At 68.1% G+C, this 21,760-nt stretch carries 30 protein-coding genes; 29 read left to right on the top strand and 1 reads right to left on the bottom strand.

The features are described 5' to 3' along the window. Nucleotides 1–15 precede the first annotated feature (15 nt). The 29 genes from WC683_01545 to WC683_01405 all read left to right on the top strand — a co-directional run bounded on the left by WC683_01545 (nt 16) and on the right by WC683_01405 (nt 20,550). Nucleotides 16–849, top strand: coding sequence for a hypothetical protein (locus tag WC683_01545; GenBank protein ID MFA4971265.1), 834 nt, complete (start codon nt 16–18; stop codon nt 847–849). Next, entirely contained in the window at nt 849–1,094 is a 246-nt protein-coding gene (locus WC683_01540; GenBank protein MFA4971264.1) for a hypothetical protein, read from the top strand. The genes WC683_01545 and WC683_01540 overlap by 1 nt, the downstream gene beginning before the upstream one ends. Next, nucleotides 1,084–1,677 carry a hypothetical protein gene (locus tag WC683_01535; GenBank protein MFA4971263.1) on the top strand — a complete coding sequence of 198 codons (594 nt, stop codon included), beginning with the start codon at nt 1,084–1,086 and terminating at the stop codon, nt 1,675–1,677. Before WC683_01540 ends, WC683_01535 begins: the two co-directional genes overlap by 11 nt. Beyond that, nucleotides 1,674–1,823 (top strand): hypothetical protein, encoded by a 150-nt coding sequence (locus WC683_01530; protein ID MFA4971262.1) that lies wholly within the window; start codon nt 1,674–1,676, stop codon nt 1,821–1,823. The genes WC683_01535 and WC683_01530 overlap by 4 nt, the downstream gene beginning before the upstream one ends. Then, nucleotides 1,820–4,684 carry a hypothetical protein gene (locus tag WC683_01525; protein MFA4971261.1) on the top strand — a complete coding sequence of 955 codons (2,865 nt, stop codon included), beginning with the start codon at nt 1,820–1,822 and terminating at the stop codon, nt 4,682–4,684. Before WC683_01530 ends, WC683_01525 begins: the two co-directional genes overlap by 4 nt. Before the next feature lie 9 nt (nt 4,685–4,693). Continuing rightward, the gene (locus WC683_01520; GenBank protein MFA4971260.1) at nt 4,694–5,632 is read left to right on the top strand and encodes a glycosyltransferase; all 939 of its coding nucleotides are present in this window, start codon (nt 4,694–4,696) and stop codon (nt 5,630–5,632) included. Between the two features lie 68 nt (nt 5,633–5,700). Continuing rightward, complete coding sequence (locus WC683_01515) at nt 5,701–6,858, top strand: hypothetical protein (GenBank protein ID MFA4971259.1); 1,158 nt, start codon at nt 5,701–5,703, stop codon at nt 6,856–6,858. A gap of 89 nt (nt 6,859–6,947) precedes the next feature. Then, nucleotides 6,948–7,388, top strand: coding sequence for a hypothetical protein (locus tag WC683_01510; protein ID MFA4971258.1), 441 nt, complete (start codon nt 6,948–6,950; stop codon nt 7,386–7,388). Between the two features lie 138 nt (nt 7,389–7,526). Then, the gene (locus WC683_01505) at nt 7,527–7,958 is read left to right on the top strand and encodes a hypothetical protein (GenBank protein ID MFA4971257.1); all 432 of its coding nucleotides are present in this window, start codon (nt 7,527–7,529) and stop codon (nt 7,956–7,958) included. Nucleotides 7,959–7,979: 21 nt separating this feature from the next. Beyond that, complete coding sequence (locus tag WC683_01500) at nt 7,980–8,576, top strand: hypothetical protein (GenBank protein MFA4971256.1); 597 nt, start codon at nt 7,980–7,982, stop codon at nt 8,574–8,576. A 2-nt stretch (nt 8,577–8,578) separates the two neighbouring features. Next, nucleotides 8,579–8,863, top strand: a complete 285-nt coding sequence (locus WC683_01495) for a hypothetical protein (protein MFA4971255.1) — start codon at nt 8,579–8,581, stop codon at nt 8,861–8,863. A gap of 13 nt (nt 8,864–8,876) precedes the next feature. Next, complete coding sequence (locus tag WC683_01490) at nt 8,877–9,365, top strand: hypothetical protein (GenBank protein MFA4971254.1); 489 nt, start codon at nt 8,877–8,879, stop codon at nt 9,363–9,365. Nucleotides 9,366–9,402: 37 nt separating this feature from the next. Continuing rightward, the gene (locus WC683_01485) at nt 9,403–10,044 is read left to right on the top strand and encodes a hypothetical protein (protein MFA4971253.1); all 642 of its coding nucleotides are present in this window, start codon (nt 9,403–9,405) and stop codon (nt 10,042–10,044) included. Between the two features lie 2 nt (nt 10,045–10,046). Then, nucleotides 10,047–10,682: a hypothetical protein gene (locus tag WC683_01480; GenBank protein MFA4971252.1), complete on the top strand. Its 636-nt coding sequence runs from the start codon at nt 10,047–10,049 to the stop codon at nt 10,680–10,682. Between the two features lie 46 nt (nt 10,683–10,728). Then, on the top strand, nt 10,729–11,094 hold the full coding sequence (locus tag WC683_01475) for a hypothetical protein (protein MFA4971251.1): 366 nt from the start codon (nt 10,729–10,731) through the stop codon (nt 11,092–11,094). Continuing rightward, a complete protein-coding gene (locus WC683_01470) occupies nt 11,091–11,423 on the top strand; it encodes a hypothetical protein (GenBank protein MFA4971250.1) in 333 nt (110 codons plus the stop codon). Before WC683_01475 ends, WC683_01470 begins: the two co-directional genes overlap by 4 nt. Before the next feature lie 9 nt (nt 11,424–11,432). Next, nucleotides 11,433–11,741, top strand: a complete 309-nt coding sequence (locus tag WC683_01465; protein ID MFA4971249.1) for a hypothetical protein — start codon at nt 11,433–11,435, stop codon at nt 11,739–11,741. Nucleotides 11,742–11,857: 116 nt separating this feature from the next. Further along, a complete protein-coding gene (locus WC683_01460; GenBank protein MFA4971248.1) occupies nt 11,858–12,082 on the top strand; it encodes a hypothetical protein in 225 nt (74 codons plus the stop codon). Beyond that, nucleotides 12,079–12,342 carry a hypothetical protein gene (locus WC683_01455; protein MFA4971247.1) on the top strand — a complete coding sequence of 88 codons (264 nt, stop codon included), beginning with the start codon at nt 12,079–12,081 and terminating at the stop codon, nt 12,340–12,342. Before WC683_01460 ends, WC683_01455 begins: the two co-directional genes overlap by 4 nt. A 96-nt stretch (nt 12,343–12,438) precedes the next feature. After that, nucleotides 12,439–12,627, top strand: coding sequence for a hypothetical protein (locus WC683_01450; GenBank protein ID MFA4971246.1), 189 nt, complete (start codon nt 12,439–12,441; stop codon nt 12,625–12,627). Then, nucleotides 12,624–13,094 carry a hypothetical protein gene (locus WC683_01445; GenBank protein MFA4971245.1) on the top strand — a complete coding sequence of 157 codons (471 nt, stop codon included), beginning with the start codon at nt 12,624–12,626 and terminating at the stop codon, nt 13,092–13,094. Before WC683_01450 ends, WC683_01445 begins: the two co-directional genes overlap by 4 nt. Before the next feature lie 25 nt (nt 13,095–13,119). Further along, nucleotides 13,120–13,665, top strand: coding sequence for a ribosomal protein L7/L12 (locus tag WC683_01440; GenBank protein ID MFA4971244.1), 546 nt, complete (start codon nt 13,120–13,122; stop codon nt 13,663–13,665). Between the two features lie 41 nt (nt 13,666–13,706). Continuing rightward, complete coding sequence (gene pncB / locus WC683_01435; GenBank protein MFA4971243.1) at nt 13,707–14,867, top strand: nicotinate phosphoribosyltransferase; 1,161 nt, start codon at nt 13,707–13,709, stop codon at nt 14,865–14,867. Continuing rightward, entirely contained in the window at nt 14,834–15,619 is a 786-nt protein-coding gene (nadE, locus tag WC683_01430) for an NAD(+) synthase (GenBank protein MFA4971242.1), read from the top strand. The genes pncB and nadE overlap by 34 nt, the downstream gene beginning before the upstream one ends. A gap of 12 nt (nt 15,620–15,631) precedes the next feature. Beyond that, complete coding sequence (locus WC683_01425; protein MFA4971241.1) at nt 15,632–16,435, top strand: hypothetical protein; 804 nt, start codon at nt 15,632–15,634, stop codon at nt 16,433–16,435. Nucleotides 16,436–16,467: 32 nt separating this feature from the next. Next, the gene (locus tag WC683_01420) at nt 16,468–17,220 is read left to right on the top strand and encodes a vWA domain-containing protein (GenBank protein MFA4971240.1); all 753 of its coding nucleotides are present in this window, start codon (nt 16,468–16,470) and stop codon (nt 17,218–17,220) included. Then, nucleotides 17,220–18,032: a protein phosphatase 2C domain-containing protein gene (locus tag WC683_01415; GenBank protein MFA4971239.1), complete on the top strand. Its 813-nt coding sequence runs from the start codon at nt 17,220–17,222 to the stop codon at nt 18,030–18,032. The genes WC683_01420 and WC683_01415 overlap by 1 nt, the downstream gene beginning before the upstream one ends. Further along, on the top strand, nt 18,029–19,726 hold the full coding sequence (locus WC683_01410; GenBank protein ID MFA4971238.1) for a hypothetical protein: 1,698 nt from the start codon (nt 18,029–18,031) through the stop codon (nt 19,724–19,726). The genes WC683_01415 and WC683_01410 overlap by 4 nt, the downstream gene beginning before the upstream one ends. A gap of 86 nt (nt 19,727–19,812) precedes the next feature. Further along, nucleotides 19,813–20,550 carry a hypothetical protein gene (locus tag WC683_01405; GenBank protein MFA4971237.1) on the top strand — a complete coding sequence of 246 codons (738 nt, stop codon included), beginning with the start codon at nt 19,813–19,815 and terminating at the stop codon, nt 20,548–20,550. Here the strand turns inward: WC683_01405 and WC683_01400 are convergent. After that, a complete protein-coding gene (locus tag WC683_01400) occupies nt 20,513–21,703 on the bottom strand; it encodes a transposase (protein MFA4971236.1) in 1,191 nt (396 codons plus the stop codon). The genes WC683_01405 and WC683_01400 overlap by 38 nt on opposite strands. Nucleotides 21,704–21,760 lie beyond the last annotated feature (57 nt).

Raw genomic sequence — 21,760 nt, 5'->3', positions numbered from 1 at the left:
AGACGGGAGTAGGAGATGGCTGGCGGGTTCATTGGGCAGCTGGTCGAGGCCATCATGAACGGCCCGGAGGGCATGGAGAGCGCCTCCATGTCCATCGTGGGCATCGACCCGACGGACCCGGCGGGCAGCGCGGTGCTGCTACCGGAGCGCGCGTTCCAGTTCTGGCCGGAGAGCATCCAGGACAGCATCGAGGTGGGGTGGAACTTCAAGGAGATCCCGGGGGCGTCGCACGCGCTGGCGCAGTGGAACAGCAACGGGGGGCGCACGATCAGCTTCGAAGTGCGCCTGCACCGGTTCATGAAGCCGGTGGAGGACCGCACGGTCTTCGAGAAGATCCTGGACCCGTTCGGGCTCACGGCGCCCGGCAACGAGTACCTGAAGGACATGCGGCCCCACAACGTGGACGTGGATGCGGAGATCCGCTACCTGCGGGCCTACTGCTACCCCAGCTACGGCTACGACGTGGCGGATGGCAGCACGGTGTCGTACCCGCCGCCGGTGGCATGCCTGTGCGTGCCTGGGGTGGGGTTGAACGAAACCGGTGGCGACGTGATCTACGCCGTGATGACGGGCTGCGACGTGACCTACAACCTGCTGTTCCCCAACGGCGTGCCGCGGAACGCCACGGTGGCGCTGACCTTCCGGCAGATCGTGCAGACCAAGGATAGGGGGGTGTTGTATCGCGGGCTGAGCATCGGGTCGCCATCCATGTATGCGCTGCGCACGCCGGACACCTCGTACGTTCAGCCATCCAACTATGAGAGTGCTGGGCGCGCTGCTGGCTCCAAGGTTCCCGCCCCGGGCGCTGGTCGTAAACCAAGAGGCGTGAATCCTGGAGAAGTGTCCTAGTGGCGATGCGCGCACAGATCGTCCACGGGAAAGCGCACACGTGTTCGCTGGGATCAGGCCGGGCGGCCCGCACATCAGATCCGGCGCAAGACGATGGCCTGGTCATGGTCCTGTTCCCCCGGGACGCCTGGGACGCCGTGCTGGCGCTGGCGCGTGACCTGGGGGTGGCGCCGCCGGAGGCCCTGGGGGCGGCCCTGAAGCTGCTGCGCGCGCGCGTGGACGAGGAGCAGGCCCGTGGCGATTGATGAGGGTGATGCGGTCCGAGGGACCGGACTAGCCGGCCTGATCGCGCGCTACCGCCGCGAGGCGTACGGGCCGGCTTACAACCTGGCGCGTGACGCGGCTGGGGTGGATGAGCTGGCACGGGCCATCGCCGAGGCCCACAACAACGACCCAGCTGCTGTTGGTCCCACCGGTCCAACAGGTCCAACGGGCCCTCCAGGACCAGCAGGTCCGATTGGTCCTACCGGTCCAACAGGCCCGACCGGCGCGACTGGTCCGACTGGCCCAGTGGCGGGCATCGACACCCAGATCGTCTTCAACGATGGTGGAGCCGCGGCGGGAGACGCGGGCCTGACCTACGACAAGGTGGCCCAGGATTTGGCCGTGGGTGGCGCAGTCTTCGCCCGCGAGCTGGTGGCGGTGAACGCAGGGGCGGTGACGCGGGACGGGGACGGGTACATCGAGGAGGTGGCGGTGACGGCGGGGCGGACGGTGACGCTGACGCGCAACGCGGCCCACTACCTGATCGAGGCCGACGATGGGACGCGGGTGTGGACCTTCACGCGGGACGCGAACAACCGCATCACGAGCTGGAGCGTGGCATGACGCACATCGAGCGCACGGTGGAGATCGGCGGGCGGCGGTACACGATCTGGTGCCGGACTGAGGACGAGTTCGCGGCGCGGGTGAAGCTGCTGGAACTGGCGGCGCTGGAGCGGGAGCAGGAAGCGCCCGTTGAGGAAGAGCCATGAGCGTGATCATCAGCAACGGACCGACCAGCCTATCTACAGTCAACGGTTTCTACCGGGTGGAAGCCCACAACCTGTCGTGGTTCGGCACAACTAACCTCGCGCTGACGACCACGCGGACCATCGCCGTGACGTTCGCCAACGCGGGCAACTGCCAGGGCGTGGTGCTCGGCCTGCTGACCAATTCGATGACCGACCGCGAGGTCGTGGTGAAGCTCCAGGAGCTGGTGGGGGCGGTGTGGACGGACCGCGCCTCGGTCACGATGTCCACAACCGACATCGCAGGCACGTGCACGAGCGGCACCTACCAGTATAGGGGCGAGTACGTCACGCCGTGCGTGTTCGGCGCACCCTACGCGGTGGACGTCGCGGCGGGCAAGTGGCGGTTCGAGATCAGCCACGGTGCGGGCGTGGGCACGTGGAACCTCGCTACGAGCAACGGCACGGCGCCGTTCTACGCGACGTGGTGCGACAACGCGCTGTCCTGGAACGCCGACGATGTACTGGTTTGCAAGGACAAGGTAACGGTGGACGCCACCACGTCGTTCGGGGCCGTCCTGGGGACGGGCGACGCGGTGAACGGTATAGCATGCGTCGTGTGCTCGAACGTGGCGGCCCCGGAGATCGCCACGGTAGCGCTGCTGGAGTGGGAGAATCCCCCGGCGGCGGCGTACACGCTGACGGTCAAGGGCAAGCTGGTGCTGGGTGGGCTCACCGGGATACGGATCGGGTCCGAGGAGACGTCTACGTGTACCATCTCGCACGCGAGCCCCGGCGTGGTGACGAAGGTTGGCCACGGGCTGGCGGTCGGGCAACTGATCGCGTTCCGGACGACGGGCACGCTACCGGCGCCGCTTGATGACACGCGGGGGGTCTACTACTACGTGGAGAGCACGCCCACGGCGGACACGTTCACGGTGTCGGCGACCTCGGGCGGCGCAGCCATCGACACGACCTCGGACGGCGACGGCACGCACACGCTGGTCTGGGGGAACATCCCCTACGCCGAGCGCGCTATCCTGGACTTCGTCGCGGCGGCGGCCGGGACGGCGGCCCCCAGCATTACGCAGCGCACGAGTAACGCCTACGACTGGGCGGGGCGGAACAGCCTGTTCGCCTACGGCCAGATCCCGCGCTACATGGCGACGCAGCTGACCAACGATGCGGTGGTCGGACAGGCGCATTTGCTCGTTGCCGACGCGGTGGACTGGGTCAACGGCGACACCGTGGTGATGACCAAGCAGGACGTGCAGGGACAGGGCTCCTACGCGTCGTACACGGTCCAGGGCGTTGCCGGGGCGGACATCACGCTCACGGGCAACGTGGCGAACTACGACCGGATCGCGGGCGGCTGGGTCATCCGCCTGGACCGCTGCGGGGTGAAGATCAAGAACGCAGTGGCGACGGTCGATAACAACCTGTGGACTGCCGCGAACTACCAGTTGCAGGGGGTGGACGTGGATACCGCTGTATTCCGGGCAGCTGGGAGCCTCTCGTATCAGCCACATCTGGCCGCGCTGGACGCCGCCTGTCGAAGCCAGTACCTCATCCGGGACGTGGTGTCGTGGGTCACGGGCGCGGCGAACGGCTACTTTTTGGTCACCCCGCGCGTACCGCCGGACGGCCTGCTGGTGGAGCGCTACTACGGCTGGAACCGGCACGCGACACATAGCACCACCGCCTTCAACAAGCTGGGGCACGTCTCGGGGCGCTTCACGCTGCGCGACAGCGTAGAAGCGGCGATCTACGGCTACCACCCCGGGACGGACGGTGCGCTGCGGAAGACCTTTACCGGCAACTACTCCCACAACATGCGGGCCCATGCGACCGCGGCCTACGGGGCGTTCTGCATCTGCGGCACGGAGTCGCAGTTCACCGATAACTACGTCTGGGGGAGCGCCCAGGACGAGAACGTGGACAGTCCGAGCACGGGCGGGGCGGTCGGCGTGGGGCAGCTGATCAACCCCATCGAGGTCGCCCGGAACCACTACGACAACTGCCTCTGCGCCGTCGTGTTCTACCCCAACACGCAGCGGAACGCGGTAGACGTGGACAGCGAGTTCGGCGCGGAGGCGGCCAACACGGTGGACATCGGGTTCGACAGCGGGTGCATGCCCTCCTACACGTTCGACTCGCCCACCGGGGCGCTCACGCTCTCGGAGGGGAACGTGCCCGACATGGTCGAGGGGTTCAGCGTCGGGTTCGCGGACTACGACGACACGGCCACGGACGACCGGCGGATCTACACGCTGGGCAAGACGCAGCGGACGAACGCCGCGCTGGCCGACACCACGGTGCACACGGCGGGGGGCAGCGCGATGCGGTTCGAGCCGACAACTGCTGGGGAGACGTTCGAGTGGGCGTTCGATGTGCCCACCGGAAATATCCAGACCAAGACGATGGTGATCGCCATCTGGTGCAAGCTGAACAACGCTGCGTACTGGGCGGGGACGCATGAGATGCCCCGGCTGACGGTGGAGTACGACGGGGGGACGGAGGTGTACGCGGCGGCGGCGCAGACGACGGCTTGGCAGTTGCTTTCGGTGACGTTCACGCCTGCGACGGCCACGGGCAAGATCACGGTCACGTTGAGCGGGCAGACGGACGCGACGGGAACGGACCGGTACTTCTACTGGGACGACGCTTCGGTGTTCTACCCGGCGGGCGTGGCGCTCAACCTGGGAGGCTTGGATATCTGGGACGCGGCTCTCCCGGTGACGCCCCCGATTGCCACGCTGGCGTCGGCGCTGGACGTGTGGACGGCGTCGGCGGCGGTGGACTACGGGGCCAACACGATGGGTGAGAAGTTGAAGGCGGCGGAGAGCAAGGCGGATGACGCCTGTGCGCTGGTGTTGTCGAAGTAGGAGGGGATGATGCGGCTGAGCGTGAGCATGATCGTCCGGGGCGAGGAGTCCTGTCTCTCTGCGTGCCTGGCCTCGGTGGCTGGGGCGGACGAGCTGGTGGTCGTGGACACGAGCCTACCGGGGGATCCGCCAGACCGAACGCGGGAGATTGCGCTGGACGCAGGCGCACGGGTGTTCTCCTTCCCATGGCGTGACGATTTCGCGGCGGCGCGGAACTACGCGCTGGCCCAGTGCACAGGGGACTGGGTGCTCGTGATCGACGCAGACGAGGTGCTAGAACCGGGTGGTATAGATAAGTTAAGAGGTGTAATTGCAGACGTCAGTGCTCGTCCGGTCTTCTTCGCTAGCGACGTGCGTAGAACCATCAGTTTCCGAACCGTGGCGAAATCGTCGGGGCAGGAACATCGATCCGTCCGAGCCTTCCGGCGTTGCCCCGAGGTGTACTGGCAGGGGGCGATTCACAACCACCTGAGCGCGCTGGCTGAATACGAGAGCGATGTCGTGGTCACCTACGGCTACAGCGAGGCGCACAAGAACGACCCGGATAGGGCGTTGCGGATCTTGGAGAAGGAGATGGCGCGCGATCCGACTCTCGTGCGCGAGGCGTACTACCTGGCCAGGGAGTACTGGTACAGGCGGAAGTACGAGACGGCCGTGCGCTGGTACGACGACTACCTGTCTAGGGCCAAGTGGGCGCCGGAGATCGCGGACGCGTGTCTGATGAAAGCCCGGTGCCTGTGGATGCTCCGACGCGGGCAGGAGGCGCGGCAGAGTTGCCTCCAGGCCATTGGGATCAACCCAAACTTCGGTGAGGCGCTGCGGTTCATGGGCGAGATGTCGTGGGAGAAGAACCGGAAGCGGTGGAACGAGATCGCTGAGACGGCGTCCAACGAGGGCGTGCTGTTCGTGCGCGCACCCCAGGTTCTTGACGCAGGCATAAGTGGGTGATAGCGTGGGGGTGTCAGTGTGGGATCCACGTGGGATCCTGATGGCCGTGAGCAACAAGGAGTAGAACGATGACCGACGAAGACAAGACCATCCGCTTGAACCAGTCCGTGATCAGCGACACCGAGGCGCAGTTCGCGGGCGACGTGGAGACGCCGTTCGTGGAGCTGGTCCACCAGGCTGCGGCCCCGACGTCCACCACGGACAAGCCGTCCAGCCTGCTGTACGCGATGGCGGCCGACGACTCGATCCGGATGAAGAGCCAGGCGGGCGTCGAGCTGAACCTGACGGATCGGCTGCTGAACCCGGTGGGCGCGTTCCCCTACCAGGGGGACATCGCGGCCGCGGCCGACTTCCCGACCCCAGCGGCTGTCGTGAACGGCTGGACGTACTTCGTCACGGCGGACGTGACCGACAACGATCCGACACGCACGAACACCGGGCAGGCGTTCCTGGCGGGCGCGGTCATCTCCTGGAACGGCGTCAACTACACGCAGACCGACAAGGGCGTGTACCGGCAGTACGCGGTCGCGACCCCCGTGGCCGTGGGCGGTGGTGATCTGGCCATCGTCGAGGTGGCCACCACGACCATCGGTGCTCCGTCCGTCGTGAACCTGCCCGCGCTGTCCGCGGCCATCCTCGGCAAGCAGGTGCTGGTCGTCGATTCGCAGGGTGCTGGTGGGACGAACCCGATCACGATCACGCCGAACGGCGCGAACACGATCAACGGCGCCGCGACGCTCGTGCTCAACACGAACTACGGCGGGGCGCTGCTGGAGGCTGCGCAGACCGGTGCCGGGACATGGGTGTGGGTGATCGTGGCCAACCGGACCGAGATGCAGACCGCGACGGCGCGGCTCGCGGCTATCGACGCCGGGCGCAGCCAGGCCGACTCGCGGCAGCTGGCGGCGGCCACGGAGACCATGCGGGTGTTCCGGGCCCTGGCGGCTGGGACCATCGTGGCCTGCTCGGCGGAGACCGGCACAGCAGCTGCGGCTGGCGAGTCGATGACCTTCGACGTGCAGATCGCGGGCGTGTCGGCCCTGACGGGCGTCATCACGGTCGATGACACCACGGTCATCGACACTCCGGTGGCGGGCGTCGTGGACGCGGCCGCGAACGCCTTCGCGGCTGGCGAGCTGATCACGGTTGTGCGGACCTACGTCGCTGGCGGTGGCCCGACTCCGATGCGCGACACGGTGTGCGACATCGAAGTTCAGTTCGACTAGCGGATCGTGATCTGGGGCGGCTGCGGTCGCCCCTAGTGCAACAACTGGATCGATCGTGGCGCACGTAGCGACCACGGATGGAGGAAGAAATGATTGGACAACTTGTTTCCCACGATGTGCGTGATGCGATCGTCGATGCTGCTGCAGCGGTTGCGGACATCGCCGCTGGCCGTGGACCTGGCGCCAAGTCGGACATCGTGGCGGGCGCTCTCGTCGGTGGCCCGACTACCGTCAACAGCTTCATCGCCCCCGCGGCCGGGACCATCCTGTCTGCGGCTGCGGCGCTCGGAACCGGGTGTGCGGCTGGCGAGACGGTCACGATCGACGTGCAGATCGGCGGCGTGAGCTGCCTGACGGCGCCGTACGTGATCAACGCGGCTTCTGGCACTGGCGTGGAGCAGGGCGCCGTGGACCCGGCGGCGGACGACTTCGTGGCGGGCGACCTGATCACGGTGATCTGGACGCAGGCCGACGCTGGTGGTCCGACCTCGGCCGACCTGTTCCACTCCATCGGCTGGCGCCTGACGTAGGCTGTAGCCATTTGTTCCGTGCCTTGCATGAGCCTACTGACGGCATCTGCATAGGAGTCACAAGTGGGAAACGGATCCAGCTACGCTCCGGCCCCAGATCTTTCAATTCCAGATGATATTCGCCCCGGGTGCTCGCGGATGTTCGCCATGCTGACCCAGCAGAACGCGACGTTGCTGGGGGAGGTGCGCGAGCTGCGAAAGGACGTGAAGACGTTCATCCGCGAGCAGGGCGAGCACGGGTCTAGCATCAAGAGCTTGTGGCACACGATCCGCGCCGATGTGCAGCCGGACATCAAGACGGTGCATGAGGAGATCGGCAAGGCTATCGAGGCCCACGTCGAGTCGTGTCCTGCGCACTGGCGGGCCAAGAAGAAAGCGGAGTCGGACAGCGGTGACATCGACGTGGGTCGAGAGATCAGCAAGGTGGTGGACCTGCGAGCGGAGCGCGAGCGGGCTTCGGGTGAGTTGGCGCCGCGTGGGGTGCCGTGGGTGGCGTGGGTGGTAGGGTCAGTGATCGCTGTCGCGGTGGTGGTCGGGCTGTTCCTTGTGAAAATCTTCGGGTTGCTGTAACCTCCTCGGAGGAGGTCGCCCATGCCCGGTCCCCGCAAGCAATCACGGTTCATGCAGCGGTGCGTGGCGGACGTCAGCGGTCAGGGGAAGGACCTGGGCGCGGCCTTCGCCATCTGCACGGCGCAGAGCCAGAAGAGCGGGTACAGCCAGCCGGGGGCGCGCACGCAGACGCCCCGGGGGGCCGCTCGCGAGAAGCACTTCAAGGGCCAGGATGACATGGGGGCGAAGGCGGGCGCCTTCGAGCGGGCCGTGCAGCGCGGCCGGAAGGGGAAAGAAGAGAGCATGGATCAGTTACTGCGGCGGCTGGAGGAGGGAACGCTGGAGCGTTTCCTGACTCTGCCGCGCGGGTGGGGCGCCGCGGACGGCTTGCGCTTTAAGAAGGACCAGGAGGCGTGGAAGCAGAAGCAGTTCGCGTTGATCCGCAAGGCGCAGGCGGCTGCGACCCGCGAGCTGCGCGACCTGGAAGATGACGAGGAAGCCAACGCGACGCAGATCGCGGAGAACGTCGCGCACGATCTGGGGCATGACGAGTGGCTGGATGACGATACGCACTGGATCTGGGACGTTGCCATGGACGCAGCCACCAAATGGAACAAAGCTCACGGATGGGAGGAGTAGCGATGCGACACCTGGTCGATCAACTCAACGAGGCCGTGACCGGGCGCCCCGGGGCGCTGGCGGAGGGGCGCGACAACTTCCGCACGCTGGCCAAGGCGGTCCGCGACCTGCGGGCCGAGATCGAGGGGCAGGTGCGGGACCTGATCGACCGGATCGTGGAGGCCGATCTGCCGGAGAAGGAGCTGGACGCGCTCCAGGAGCACCTGATGTTTGCCTGCAAGGCGCTCCCAGTCTTCGCGGAGAAGGTGTGGTCCAAGGAATTCGACCATGGGGCGCCCTTCGAATGAGGTAGGTTGTACCATGCGATCACTGCTACGCCAGTTGGAAGAGGCGGCATTCAAGCGGCTGGGCCCGCGCGACGTGCGCAAGGCGCAGGTGTACGACTTCGGGAGCCGGGTGCGCAACTTCGCGGGGGATCTGGCCATGCGGGCCATCGCCAAGGGGGAGCCGGAGGAGGAGGTGGCCTCCGCCAGCCCGCAGGTGAAGCGGGCGCTCCGGGTCGCCCTGGACGCCCTGGACCGGCTGGCCAAGGCCATCTTCGACACCGAGCTGGCCGTGGTGGACATCACGCCCCCGGTGCGGGGGCGGCTGGCGGCCGAGGGACTGGACGAGGCGATCACGGCGGCGGGCATCCGGGCCACGCTGGAGCGGGCCATCGAGAAGGCGCGGGCCTACGCCGACAACGTGGGCAGATCGCGGTTCACGCGGGACATGGCAGCGTCGTTCGCGCGGGACCTGGAGCAGGCGGCGGGCGAGCTGAAGGATATCGCGGGCGAGGTGAGGGCGTAGCGAACACGTGTTCGCCAGCACGGAGGCGAGATCGGACATGCGGGACTTGCTACAGCGGATGACGGAAGCGCGGCAGGTACACCTGCCCCTGCGTGATCTGCCAGCGAGCCTGCGGGCGGCGCTGAAGCGCGTGGAGTACCGCGCGGCGGACATCGCGGTGGTGCCGCAGGAGAGCGTGGTGCCCAACCCCTACGCGGGGGAGGGCCAGAAGGGGTTCGTGCTGGTGGTGGACCTCGCCAGCGGGCGCGCGCGCGACCTCGGGGGCGGATGGGGGGGCGCGCGGCCGGACGACCCGCAGGAGATCGACTTCGCCAACAAGCCGGTGCGCATCCCGCCTGGGGGCGCCATCGTCGTCGGCACGCAGGGCCACCCGCGGACCATGGCCACGGTCTACGTGCACCCGGACGCCCTGGCGCCGCTGCTGCCGGCCGGCGCTGAGGTGACGCCCCGGGAGCAGATGATCCTGCGCACGATCCGGAGCCTCATCTCGTCGGCGCGCAAGGAGGTGTTCGATCACGAGCGCGTGCAGCCTGCGGAGGTGGACGCGCTGGTGCGGCGTGGGTTGCTGAAGCGATCCAAGAGCGGCGCGCTGAGCATCAGCACGGCGGGCAAGAACGTGGCGGAGAGCAACGCGGGATCTATGGGACGCCTGCTGGCCATGCTGGAAGGGGAGGCGTAGCCGTGGGACGACTTCGGCGGTTGGGCGAGGCAGCGCTCCGGGTGGTCGGCACGCCCGACCTCGTGGAGACGCCGGCCTACCGCGCGGCGCTCCGGCTGCTGCGCGAGGGCGTGCTGCCCAATGGGGAGCGCTGGGCGGACGGGCCGCCGCCGCTGCGGGTGACCCTGGGGGACGCCGAGGCGTGCGTGCTCCAGCGCATCAGCCAGGCGCCCCAGGCGGACGGCAGCGTGCGCTGCGAGGCGCGGTTCGACGTGCACCCCAGCCGGGCCGGGGGCGCGGGCGTGAGCGTGGACGGCGCGGTGACGGAGATGTTCATGGCGCAGGCGGCCCCGAGCCCCTGCGACGACGGCGCGCGGTTCGCCCTGGGGGCCGCGCTGCGGGCCGTTGGCGAGGAGCGGGCGGAGCGGGTGCGGAGCGCGTTCACGCGGCTGCTGACCCCCGAGGACTTCCTGTGGCGGCTGGTGGGCTGGGGCCACCGCGGCGCGTGGCGGCTGGGGGGCGCGGAGGTGGCGCGGATGGCCCTGGGGGCGCCCTGGGTCGAGGAGGCCCGCGGCACCACCTGGGCGAGCGCCCGCTGGGAGGTCTGGGTCCCCGCCACCCTGGACGTCGAGGCCGTCATGTGGCGCCAGGATGGTTGACAAACGCAAACCCATATGATAATGTGGGTGCGAGAAGGATTGAAAAATGGCACTTTCGGTTTCGACTCAGGTCTCCCCGGTGGGGAGCAAGCTGATCGTGGAGACGGGCGCGGGCGTCACGCCGGACACGGACGTGACCGGCGGCGCGGGCACCCTCTACATGATCGACGTGGACAACACGGGCAACCCGGCTGATCAGGCGTGCCTGAAGGTGTACGACAGCGCGGCGCCCACCGTGGGCACGACGGCGCCCGAGCTGGTCGTGCGCGTGCCGGCCAACCAGCGCCGCAGCGTGGTGGTCCCCGAGGGGTGGGGCTTCGCGCACCTGTCGTTCGCCTGCGTGACCAGCCCGGGCACCGCGGGCGTCGTGGCCCCGGCCAACCCCGTGATCGTGCGCATGGTGGCGTCGTGAGACGGCTGATCGAGCAGATCGACTTCGTGATGCGCGACGGTAGCGCCTCCGTGGTCGAGGGGATGGCGAGCAGCACCGTGTTGGCCAAGGACCTGGTGGGGCTGGTGGGCCCCTTCGCGGACAAGCTGGTGGCGGCCATCGAGAACGCGATGGAGGAGTTCGAGGGCGACATGGAGGGAGAGATCTTTTCTCTTGTTCCTGGAGGCATAGACAGCCCGCGGTCCGACGCCGTCCTGGACCTGGCCTGGAAGGTGCTCTGGAGACAGGTGGGGAAGAGGCTGCGCGCCCCCGGGACCGACGCAGCGAAGATGGCGCTTGGACGCTCGTAGGAGGACCACATGCGACATCTGATCGAGCAGTTGATGGAAGCGACGTCCGTCGATCCGGATGCGCCGGACCCGCAGGACGAGGCGCGTCGCATGATCGAGCATCCGAAGCAGCTGTACGATACCCTGGAGAGCAAGGCGGAGCGGATCCTGCAGCCGGCGTTCGCGAATGCAAAGCGGAAGCTGGACGGCTACTCGCGCATTGGCTTGCCCACCCGCGCGGCCCCGGACCTGTTCAACAGCATCCTCGTGCCCGCCCTCCGCAAGTACGCCGACGAGGTCAACCGCATGGCCGAGGCCGTGGCCAAGAAGTTCGCCTGATCCGCGCGCGAACACGTGTGCGCTTTTTTCTTTTTTCTCTGTTGACAAACGCATAACAACGGGTTAAGCTATCCTCACGGTGGCAGGGTCGAAGATGCCCTGCCCGGGAGGAAGCGATGAAGAACACCGATGGCGCCAATGTGCAGCAGCATTCGCAGGCGGCAGCTCTGGAGCGCGCGCAGGATCTGCGTGTGCGCCTCCGCCGCGTGTCTTCCGACATGGAGGAGTACGCGGCCCACGTGACGGCCGAGGAGGTACTGGGGGCGCCCCCGGAGGTGCGGGAGAGAATGATCGCGGTGATCGCGGCCGCCCAGTACCTCCTGCGGGCGGTGGTCCGGTGAACCGGCAGGTGAGGGAGCGGGTGGTGGCCACGGCCCGGGCCGTGGCGGAGGAGCGCGGACTGGAGAACGCCTTCGCGGTGGCGGAGGAGCACGTCGATGCAGTGTACGCGCGCCTGTGGGCGTGGGACAAGCTGGCTGTGGAGATGCAGGCGTGCTACGCGGACGTGCGCCACGCCCTGGAGATCGCGGTGGCGGATCTGGCGCGCGCGGTGTCGCTGCCCAGGTCTCCATGCGACCAGGGCGCGTGCGTGGCGTTCTAGGAGTCGACCATGAGCAAGACCGTCAGGTGGACCGAGGATAGCGAGATCGCTGAGCGGCAGCACGGATCCGAGCGGGATCTCTGCCTGGCGCGCCTGGTGCCAGAGACTCGCGGGCGCTGGCCGGAGGATGCCCGGGGGGCGCTGGTTCGGGCGGCCTGGGAGAGCGGCTGGGACAGCGGCGTGACGGCCGTGCAGGGCGAGGTGTGCGCCGCGCTGGAGCGTGCGGGCTGGCACGCGGCGGCGTCCATGCTGCTCGCCAAGTTGTTCGGCAAGGAGGACGCATGAGCCGAGAATACCGTGTGTGGGTGGACGTGGAGGTGGCATCCCAGCGGGAGCAGCGGATGGCGCAGGAGGCGCTGGAGGAGGAGTGGAACCTGTCCCTGGAGTGCGACATGTGGGCGCCACCGGGCCAGCCGGTCCGCTTCAGCGTCCACGGCCACGGGGACGGCTACCTCACCGGGGGGTGCGCGCCGGAGACGCGAGCGACGGACCTGCAGCGCGCGGTCTGGCGCGCGCTCCAGCGCTACGTGCCGGTGAAGGTGATGATGATGCGGATCGACGACCCGGACCTGGTCTTCCCGCCCACCGAGGGCGCCTTCGATGCGGCGCGGGAGGCCGGGCAGCTCGACCGGGAGTGCTACGACTGCGGGGAGCCGATCCCGTTCGGCGCAGTAGGCGATATCTGCGAGGACTGCCTGCGCGCGTCCGAGGACCGCGACGGGGAGCTGGCGGACGACGGGGCGCGTGGGTAGCAAAACAACGAAACAGGAGGATGCCATGGCCGAGAAGAAGAAGAAGCAGCAGACGGCGGACGAGATGGAAGCGGAGATCGCGACCCTCCGGGAGCATCTCCCGCAACTCCGGGCGGAGAACGATGCGTTCCGCGAGAAAATCTACGATTTGGAGGAACAGAGAAGCATCCTCGCCAAGGAGGCGATGGAGGATGACGAGCAGAGGGAGCGTGTCGCCGACATCCTCGACAGGTTGCGAATGCCGGATCCGATCGATCACCTGCGCCTCCTCGCGGCCATCGCCGACCTGCGTGGCAGCGTTGTCGATGTGCCTGCGTTCCTGAAAGAGGTGGACGCGGGGTTGCACCCGGGATCTGCCGAGCAGAAGTACGACGTGATCTTGCAGATGGTGGGCGAAAGGAAGATCAACGTCATCAAGGAGATCCGGGAGTTGACCGGCCTGGGGCTGAAGGACTCCAAAGACCTCACCGACTGCGCCCCTTCGACGGTGATGATGGGCGTGTCGAAGGAGGAGGCGGATCGGGCGGTGAGGCTCCTGGCCGAGGCCGGGGCCACGGCGTCCATCAGGTGAATCAGGCGTAGAGGCATGAACGAACGGGAATGGAGCGTGTGATGCACTTGCTCGATACCGACCTCTACAAGTTTTCGATGCAGCAAGCCATCGGGCAGCACTACCCCCAGGCGGAGGCGGAGTACGAGCTGATCGTGCGGACGCCTGTGGCGTGGCCTGCCGCCTTTGCCCAGCTGCGCAGCTGGATCGATGAGGAGCTGGTCGCGGCTCCAGCGCTCACCGAGTCCGAGGTTGACGGCCTGGGGCGCGTCCTGCCGGTGCAGCCGTGGTACCGCTCCTTCTTGGCGCGCTACCGCTTCGACCCGTCCGAGATCGTGGAGTGCAGCTTGGACGAGGAGCGCCGTCTGCGTCTGATCGTGCGCGGTCCATGGCTGCGCACCGTGCTCTGGGAGGTTCCGCTGATGGCGCTGATCTCCGAGCGCTACCACCTGCTGTCGCACGGGGGCAGCCTGCCCGCCCGCGACGCGGACGTAGTGAACCGGGCGGCGGCCAAGGGCTTGCTCATCCGCCGGGATCAACTGCCGGTGGTCGAGGGCGGCACGCGGCGCCGCTTCTCGCGGGAGATACACCAGCGGGTCCTCGCGGCCCTGAACATCCCCACCAGCAACGTGGGCATGGCACTGGAGATGGGGCTCCCCTGCGTGGGCACCGTGGCGCACGAGTGGACCATGTACCATGGCGCAATCCTCGGCTACGAGGAGGCGACGGCGATCGCGCTCGACCGCTGGGTGGAGACCTACCGGGGAGCGCTCGGGATCGGGCTCCTGGACACCTACACGACGCCGGTGTTCTTGCGGGCCTTCAACGGGCTCCGGGCGCGGATCTACGACGGCGTGCGGCAGGACTCTGGGGATCCGCTCCTGTGCGCGCAGCAGGTGATCGCCCACTACGAGCGGCTCGGCATCGACCCACGGTCGAAGGTCATGGTCTTCTCCGACGGCCTGGGCCTGGACGACGTCCAGGCGATTCGGTCAGCGATGGAGGGACGCATCGGGGCGCGGTTCCTCCTTGGCACGTCGCTGACCTGCGACGTCCCGGGGGTGCGGCCCCTCAACATGGTTATCAAGATGACGCGGGCGCGGGCGTGGCCGACCAATCCGTGGCGCCCCGCGGTCAAGCTGTCCGATGTGCCCACGAAGCACTCGGGAGATCCAGAGGAGGTGGAGCGATGCAAGCAGGCGCTGGGACTCGTGGGTGCGTGACGATGGGCGACGTGGATGCCCTGTGCGGCTGGCTGCGGGAGCATCTGCTAAGCGGCCTACACCGCGCCGTGGTGGGCATCAGCGGGGGGGTGGACTCCTCCGTGGTGGCTGCGTTGTGTGTGCGCGCGGTAGGCCGCGATCACACGGTCCTGGTCCGGATGCCGTGTGGGGCCGACCCGGATGTGCGGTGGACGAACACGCTGGTGAAGCACCTGGGGTGCACCGCGGACGCGCTCCCGGTGAACATCCGCAGCGCATACGAGGCGATGGAGAAGGAGCTGCGCTTCGCAACAGGTGATCCCCTGCTGAACGCGTTGACCTGCGGCAACATGCAGGCGCGCCTGCGCATGGTGGCCCTCTACGCGGTGGCGAACCACCGTGGTGGCCTCGTGGTGGGCACGACCAACGCGGCCGAGGCGTACATTGGGTACGCCACGAAGTACGGCGATCACGGGGTGGACCTGGAGCCGCTCCTCGCGTTCGACAAGGGCGAGGTGCGCCAGCTGGGGCGGCTGCTTGGGCTGCCGGAGGCGCTGGTAGATCGTCCCCCGACGGCTGGCCTCTGGATCGGCCAGACCGACCAAGAAGAGTTGGGGGGCATCCTGGGAACGTCCAACGTGTACGGCGCCATCGACGCCTACCTGCGCGGGGAGGCCATCGAGGTGGAGGTGGCGCGGAAGATCGACGAGTTGCACACGGTGAGCGCGCACAAGCGTTGCGTGCCGCCGCATTTCCGGCGGGAGCCGGCCTGAGAGGAGGATCCGATGACGAAGAAGGTGGACCTGTTCCTGATCGACGCGCAGCACGACTTCTGCGACCCTACTGGGGCGCTGTTCGTGCCTGGCGCCGCGGAGGACATGCAGCGCGTGGCCGCCATGGTCCAGCGGTTGGGGGCGCGGCTGCACGACATCCACGCGACGCTCGACCAGCATCACCTGCTGGACGTGGCGCACCCGGCCATGTGGCGCGGGCCCGACGGCCAGCCGCCGACGCCGTTCACGATCATCACGCCACAGGACGTGGAGAGCGGCGCCTGGACGCCGTGCATCCCCAGCCTCACGCGCCGCATGCTCGACTACGTGCGCGCGCTGGAGGCCGGACACCGGTACCCGCTGTGCATCTGGCCCCCGCACTGCCTGATCGGTAGCCCGGGCGCCACCCTGGTGCCGGCCGTGCTGGAGGCGCTCAACGCTTGGGCGGCCGCGGGCCCGGGCGTGATCGACTTCGTGAGCAAGGGCAGCAACCTGTTCACGGAGCACTACTCCGGGGTGAAGGCCGAGGTGCCGGACCCGGCAGATCCGTCGACCCAGATCAACCTGCGCCTCATCCAGGCGCTGGAGGAGGCGGACCTGATCCTGATCGCGGGCGAGGCGGGCAGCCACTGCGTCGCCAACACGATCCGGGACGTGGCGGCCGGGTTCAGCAGCGCGGACTACGTCCAGAAGTTCGTGCTGCTCACCGACGCTCTCAGCCCGGTGCCCGGGTTCGAGAAGCTCCAAGAGGACTTCGTCGCCGAAATGACGGCGAAGGGGATGCAGACGTCGACCACGGTGGACGTGCTGCGCTAGCGCGGTGCGCTAGCAGGAAGGCGAGGGAACCGATGCCGAAGATCAACGACCTGTCCATGGAGGAGCGCGCGCTCCCGACCACCGCGTTCGGGTACAGCGCCACGCGCCTGGACGCCCTGGGGGCGGCCGAGTACACCCTGGTCACGCTGGCCGTGGACGTGAGCGGGTCCGTGGGGCCCTACGCTGCGGATATGGAGCAGGCCATCCGCGAGGTGGTCAACGCCTGCAAGCTGTCTCCCCGGGCCGACAACCTGATGCTGCGGATGATCACCTTCAACGACCACATGCGGGAGGTGCACGGCTTCAAGCTGCTCGCCAACTGCAACCTCGACGACTACCGCGGCTGCCTGTCGTGCGGCGGCATGACGGCGCTGTTCGACGCGGCGGAGCACGCCGTGCACGCGCAGGCCGACTACGCGCGTACCCTGGTCGGCAGCGACTACGCCGTGAACGGGGTGGCCGTGATCATCTCCGACGGCTGCGACAACGCCTCCGCGGGGGGCCCGGGGCAGGTGCGGGCGCAGCTGGAGCGCGCCATCCAGTCCGAGGCGCTGGAGAGCCAGGTGTCCATCCTGGTGGGCGTCGGGGTGGGCAACGACCCGCAGGTGAGCGGCGCCCTGGTCGCCTTCCAGCAGGAGGCTGGGATCGGACAGTACGTCGAGACCAAGGACGCGAGCGCGCGGACGCTGGCCAAGTTGGCGGCCTTCGTGAGCAAGAGCATCAGCGCCCAGTCCCAGGCGCTCGGAACCGGCGGCCCCTCGCAGCCGATGTCCTTCAGCCTCTGATGGAGATGCGGGCGAACGCGGACAGCGCCTACGTCATCGGGGCGGCCCACCGGGTCTGCCAGGACTACGCCCGGTGCGGACGGACGCAAGAGGGCCGCCCCTACGCCATCGTCTCGGACGGCTGCTCGGGCAGCCCCGACACGGACGTTGGCGCGCGGCTGCTCACCCTGAGCTGCGAGGTTGGAATAGGCCGCATTTCTTCCATGGCAGATCCCGCGTGGTGGTGTTGGGGCGCCATGGAGGTGATCGACCTCCGGCGCCGTCTGTTCCAGAAAACGTGCTGGAATCTGGACCCATTGGCGATGGACGCCACGTTGGTCTTCGCCCTGGGCCAAAGATCCTCGGCCTTCGTCTCGTGCACCGGGGACGGCGTGATCGCCGCCCGGGACCCGGGGGGCGCCCTGCGGATCTGGGAAGTTGAGGCTCCCGACGGATACCCTCGCTACGCCAACTACCTCGTGGACGACCAGCGCATGGCGGCCGTGCTGCAGCGTGAGGAGTGGGTGGCGCGTGGCCCGGATGGCGAGGAGCTGCGATGCCGGGGCGTGCAGCCCTTCCAGCGGACCATCGAGGACGCCGCCGTCGTGGCTGTGTTCAGCGATGGTGTGCGCTCCTTCCTGGATGCGGACCACCAGCCCATCCCCTCTGAGGTGATCGTGGGCGAGTTGATGGCGTTCAAGGGGCTCCAGGGCGTGTTTGTGCAGCGGCGCCTCCAGGCGTTCCTGCGGAAGGCCGCTCAGCGGGGATGGCGCCACGATGACGACCTCAGCATGGGCGCGGTGGTCCTGGAGCGCGCGGAGGGCAGCGCATGACGAAGTACCGAATGCGGGGGGGCGGCGAGGTCGTGCTGACCCAGGCCAACTTCCTGGGCGCGGGCGGCGAGGGGCAGGTCTACGCTCACGGGGACGAGGCGTTCAAGGTCTACCTGAAGCCCGAGCGCATGGTCCCCGAGGCTAAGATCGACGAGTTGAGCGCGATCGCTGACGACAGCGTGATCCGGCCGCAGCGCGTGCTGCTGGACGGCCGGGGGCGCCCGGTCGGCTACAGCATGCGCCGTGTTCCGGATGCCTTCCCGCTCTGCCAGCTCTTCACCCGGGCATTCCAGGCGCGGCACGGCCTGGATGGCTCCACGGTGCTGCGCCTCGTGCAGCGCATGCGCGCCAGCATGGAGGCAGTGCACGCCGCCCGCGTGCTGGTGGTGGACGCCAACGAGATGAACTTCCTGGCCACCGCCACCTTCGAGGAGGTGTGCTTCATCGATGTGGACTCCTACCAGACGCCTCGCTTCCCGGCCACCGCCCTGATGGAGAGCGTGCGGGATTGGCACGCCCAGGGCTGCTGGACCACAGGATCCGACTGGTTTTCCTGGGGCATCGTGACCTTCCAGCTGTTCGTTGGCATCCACCCCTACAAGGGGCGCCACCCCACGGTGCGTGGTCTGCCCGATCGCATGCGCGCCAACCTCTCGGTGTTCAACGCCGCCGTGTCGGTGCCCCCGCTGGTGCCGCCCCTAGACGTGATCCCGAGCGCCTATCGCGACTGGTACCGCGCTGTGTTCGAGGCCGGCCGCCGCGATCCCCCGCCCGCCAGCGCCCAAGCCAGCGCGCCCATGCGTGGGCTGCGGCCTGCTTCGAGCGCCGGGCACGTGGACCTGCGCGTGCTCCATGTCGTGGATGGGGATGTGCTGGAGTACGTGGCGATCCCCGGCGGCGCGGAGGCAGCTTTGGTCCGGGGACCAGCGGGGTGCGCGGTGACGCTATGGGACGGCACCCGGCCTCCTCGGCAGGTCCCCGTGGATGGCGCGGGATCCCTGGCATGGGCCCCCGACGGCACGCCGCTCTACGCCTGGATCGACCGCCAGCGCCTCCGGATGCGCGCCCTGGATGGCGGGGCGGAGGTGCCCCTCGTCGTGCAGGCTGCGGCGCTGACCACCGCCGAGGGTCGCCTGTACGCCCACGATGGCGAGCACGTGGTCGAGGTGCAGCTGGCGCGCCTGGGGGGGCAGCTCGTTGCCGCCCCGCGCGTGGTGGCCAACGTGGCGCCCCTGGCGACGCAGCTGTACCCCGGCGTGGCCCTCCAGAGCGTGCTGGGCGCGTGGTACGCGAACGTGTTCCCGGCCCCGGGCCGCAGCGACCAGGTGCGGCTGGCGGATCTGGACGGCGCCCGCGTGGTGGACGCCTGGGCCGGGGGGCGCGCCCTGCTGGTCCTGGCCGAGCGCGGGGGCAGCGTCGACCGCTACGTGTACGCGGTGGGCAGTGCGGGCGCCCAGCTGCGCTGGGCCGATCGTAACGTGGGTCATGGCGCGCTGAACGTCGCCCGACTTGCCCGGGGCGTGGTGGCCCTGATCGACGAGGGCGGCGAGCTGTCCCTCTTCCCCGAGCGCGGGGCGCAGGTCGGCCGTCGCATTGCCGATCCCGCGGTCGCCGGGTTGCGGCTGGTCGCGGCCGGGGACACCGTGGTCGGCCTCCGCAGCGGTGAAATTCTGCGCGTCACGACGCGATCCTAATATGTTGACAAACGCATACCGACTGGTTATAATTGAAAGGAAATGGCCAGTGAGGATGCTGGCGGCGAACCTGCTGCGGAGGCGCGATGAGCAACTTGGACAAGGTGTGCGCGCCTACAAAAACACGCGAGCGGCCGGAAGACCTGCCACTGGTGGGCGAGTGGTACTGGGTAATGGATCCGGACGATGGGCAGCGCTGGCTCGGTTGCGTCGTCCGCTTAGGCAGCAACTACGTCCTGCTGCGTGGTGTCATCGAGGATGGCGCCGGTGAGTATGTGACGCGCATTAGTTACGATGCCTTGGCGGCATCGTGCACGCTGTGCCCCGACGGTCCAGCGGTCCTCCGGGCCGCGGGCGCCCGGCAGAAGGAGCAGTTGCGGGCGCTGACTGGCGACCTGGAGGCGCTCATGCTGCGGCTTGGCGTGGCCCCCGGGCGGGCGCTCCCCGAGGAGGGTGGCGGCGGGGAGGCCGCGGCGCTGGCCCTGCGCGGCGACGAGCCGATCCCCGCCTACCGGCAGGCCCTGGAGCGCGCCAAGGCGGAGGAGATCCCCGCCCTGTACAAGCAAATCCGGGACACCTCGGAGCGGCTCGGGCGGCTGATGCATGCCGAGACGATCCCGGTGGAGGCCGTCATCGCCGACCAGCGGGAGGTCCGCGCTGGCATCGACCAGCGGCTGCTGTCTCTGGACCTCTACGCTGGGCTCAGCGAGGAGGCCGTGCAGGCCCGGGCGGGGGAGCCGGCGGCACTTGGGGAGCCCATCCACCTGCTCCAGCGCCGCTGCTACGTCAACGACCGCCAGCTAAAGCGGGCGGCTTGCAGGTAGCTGAATGAACGAGTTCACCCACTCCCGCGATAGGCACGTTGACAGGGTGCCCACCCATATCGGGCATGCCGACGTGGGTCTGGTACTTGGCCGCGATGTTGCGAGCTGCGTTCAAGTCGGCGTGGAGGGAAAATCCACACTTCCGACACTTGAACACGGCGCGGGAGCGGCGGTTGTTCTTCGCCGTGTGTCCACAGCGAGAGCATCGTTGCGAGGTATGCCGGGGATCGACCCCGGCCACCGTACAACCCCGTTCCTCGGCTTTGTACGCGATGAAGATCTTGATCTGCGCGAAGGACCACCCGTGAAGGCGGCGCTTGGCTTCGGTGTTGCTCTTGGCCCGTGCCCGCTTGCGGATGTCGGTCAGGTTTTCCAAGACGATCGTGCCGCCAGCGGGGCAAGCCTGGACAACTTTCTTGGAGAGCACGTGGTCGCAATCTCTGCGGAACCTGGCTTGCGACTTGTGGATCTTTTTGAGATGGCGCTTGGCGCTCTTGGTTCCTCGTTCTTGCAGCCTGCGCTTCAGCTTGAAGAGCCGGTTCTCGATAGAGCGCCATGCCTTTTTGCCCAGGAACTGGTTGTTGGACGTGACGGCTGGCTGGGCCAGCCCGAGGTCCACGCCCACCACGTCATTGACGGGATCGACGGCGGGCGCAGGCACGGTGACGGAGACGTGCATGGCCCAACGACCTTCGCAGCAGACGAGATCGGCAGTGTCCACTGGATGCTCGGCGTACCGCTCCGCGTGAACGGGGACGGCGAACCGGATGGTCTGGCGCCCCGCCGTAGTGGACAGGCGCACGGTGCGGGAAGCCCAGTCGATCTTGAAGGTGTGCAGGTTGTAGCGCGGGGGGCAAGAGGTGGAGTGCGGGCAGGAGACTTTCTTGCCTTTGCGTTTGAGGGCCAACGCGCTTCGGATAGCCTCCGTAGCTTTGACGCGGGCCTGGACATGCAGGTCGCTCACGAGGGTCGGGTGCTGGGCCTTGAGGGGCCGGTAGAAGGCGTGGTGGAGGCGGACCCCGTTCTTTTCGGCGTGTTGCCACCCGCCTGTGCAGACGGCGTTGAAGACCTCGGTGAACAGGTCGCAGGTCTCCGTGAGTGCAGCAAGCTGCTCGTTGGCTGGCTCAAGCGCGATGATGATTGTCCGTCTCACAATGCAAGAGTCCCATATGAACAGATGAAAGTCAACAGAAAAGCAAGCGGAGAGGGG

The sequence above is a fragment of the bacterium genome, assembly GCA_041648665.1.
Taxonomy (GTDB): domain Bacteria; phylum UBA10199; class UBA10199; order 2-02-FULL-44-16; family JAAZCA01; genus JAFGMW01.
The sequence above is the reverse complement of the archived record's forward strand: the minus strand, read 5'-3'. Positions and strand labels throughout refer to the sequence as shown.

Coding starts and splice junctions, on each gene's coding strand:
- WC683_01515 (MFA4971259.1), top strand. CDS start 5,701: ATGACCGACGAAGACAAGACCATCCGCTTGAACCAGTCCGTGATCAGC.
- WC683_01420 (MFA4971240.1), top strand. CDS start 16,468: ATGCCGAAGATCAACGACCTGTCCATGGAGGAGCGCGCGCTCCCGACC.
- WC683_01485 (MFA4971253.1), top strand. CDS start 9,403: ATGCGGGACTTGCTACAGCGGATGACGGAAGCGCGGCAGGTACACCTG.
- WC683_01440 (MFA4971244.1), top strand. CDS start 13,120: ATGGCCGAGAAGAAGAAGAAGCAGCAGACGGCGGACGAGATGGAAGCG.
- WC683_01525 (MFA4971261.1), top strand. CDS start 1,820: ATGAGCGTGATCATCAGCAACGGACCGACCAGCCTATCTACAGTCAAC.
- WC683_01410 (MFA4971238.1), top strand. CDS start 18,029: ATGACGAAGTACCGAATGCGGGGGGGCGGCGAGGTCGTGCTGACCCAG.
- WC683_01495 (MFA4971255.1), top strand. CDS start 8,579: ATGCGACACCTGGTCGATCAACTCAACGAGGCCGTGACCGGGCGCCCC.
- pncB (MFA4971243.1), top strand. CDS start 13,707: ATGCACTTGCTCGATACCGACCTCTACAAGTTTTCGATGCAGCAAGCC.
- WC683_01490 (MFA4971254.1), top strand. CDS start 8,877: ATGCGATCACTGCTACGCCAGTTGGAAGAGGCGGCATTCAAGCGGCTG.
- WC683_01475 (MFA4971251.1), top strand. CDS start 10,729: ATGGCACTTTCGGTTTCGACTCAGGTCTCCCCGGTGGGGAGCAAGCTG.
- nadE (MFA4971242.1), top strand. CDS start 14,834: ATGCAAGCAGGCGCTGGGACTCGTGGGTGCGTGACGATGGGCGACGTG.
- WC683_01460 (MFA4971248.1), top strand. CDS start 11,858: ATGAAGAACACCGATGGCGCCAATGTGCAGCAGCATTCGCAGGCGGCA.
- WC683_01405 (MFA4971237.1), top strand. CDS start 19,813: ATGAGCAACTTGGACAAGGTGTGCGCGCCTACAAAAACACGCGAGCGG.
- WC683_01445 (MFA4971245.1), top strand. CDS start 12,624: ATGAGCCGAGAATACCGTGTGTGGGTGGACGTGGAGGTGGCATCCCAG.
- WC683_01530 (MFA4971262.1), top strand. CDS start 1,674: ATGACGCACATCGAGCGCACGGTGGAGATCGGCGGGCGGCGGTACACG.
- WC683_01505 (MFA4971257.1), top strand. CDS start 7,527: ATGTTCGCCATGCTGACCCAGCAGAACGCGACGTTGCTGGGGGAGGTG.
- WC683_01415 (MFA4971239.1), top strand. CDS start 17,220: ATGGAGATGCGGGCGAACGCGGACAGCGCCTACGTCATCGGGGCGGCC.
- WC683_01510 (MFA4971258.1), top strand. CDS start 6,948: ATGATTGGACAACTTGTTTCCCACGATGTGCGTGATGCGATCGTCGAT.
- WC683_01520 (MFA4971260.1), top strand. CDS start 4,694: ATGCGGCTGAGCGTGAGCATGATCGTCCGGGGCGAGGAGTCCTGTCTC.
- WC683_01425 (MFA4971241.1), top strand. CDS start 15,632: ATGACGAAGAAGGTGGACCTGTTCCTGATCGACGCGCAGCACGACTTC.
- WC683_01465 (MFA4971249.1), top strand. CDS start 11,433: ATGCGACATCTGATCGAGCAGTTGATGGAAGCGACGTCCGTCGATCCG.
- WC683_01545 (MFA4971265.1), top strand. CDS start 16: ATGGCTGGCGGGTTCATTGGGCAGCTGGTCGAGGCCATCATGAACGGC.
- WC683_01500 (MFA4971256.1), top strand. CDS start 7,980: ATGCCCGGTCCCCGCAAGCAATCACGGTTCATGCAGCGGTGCGTGGCG.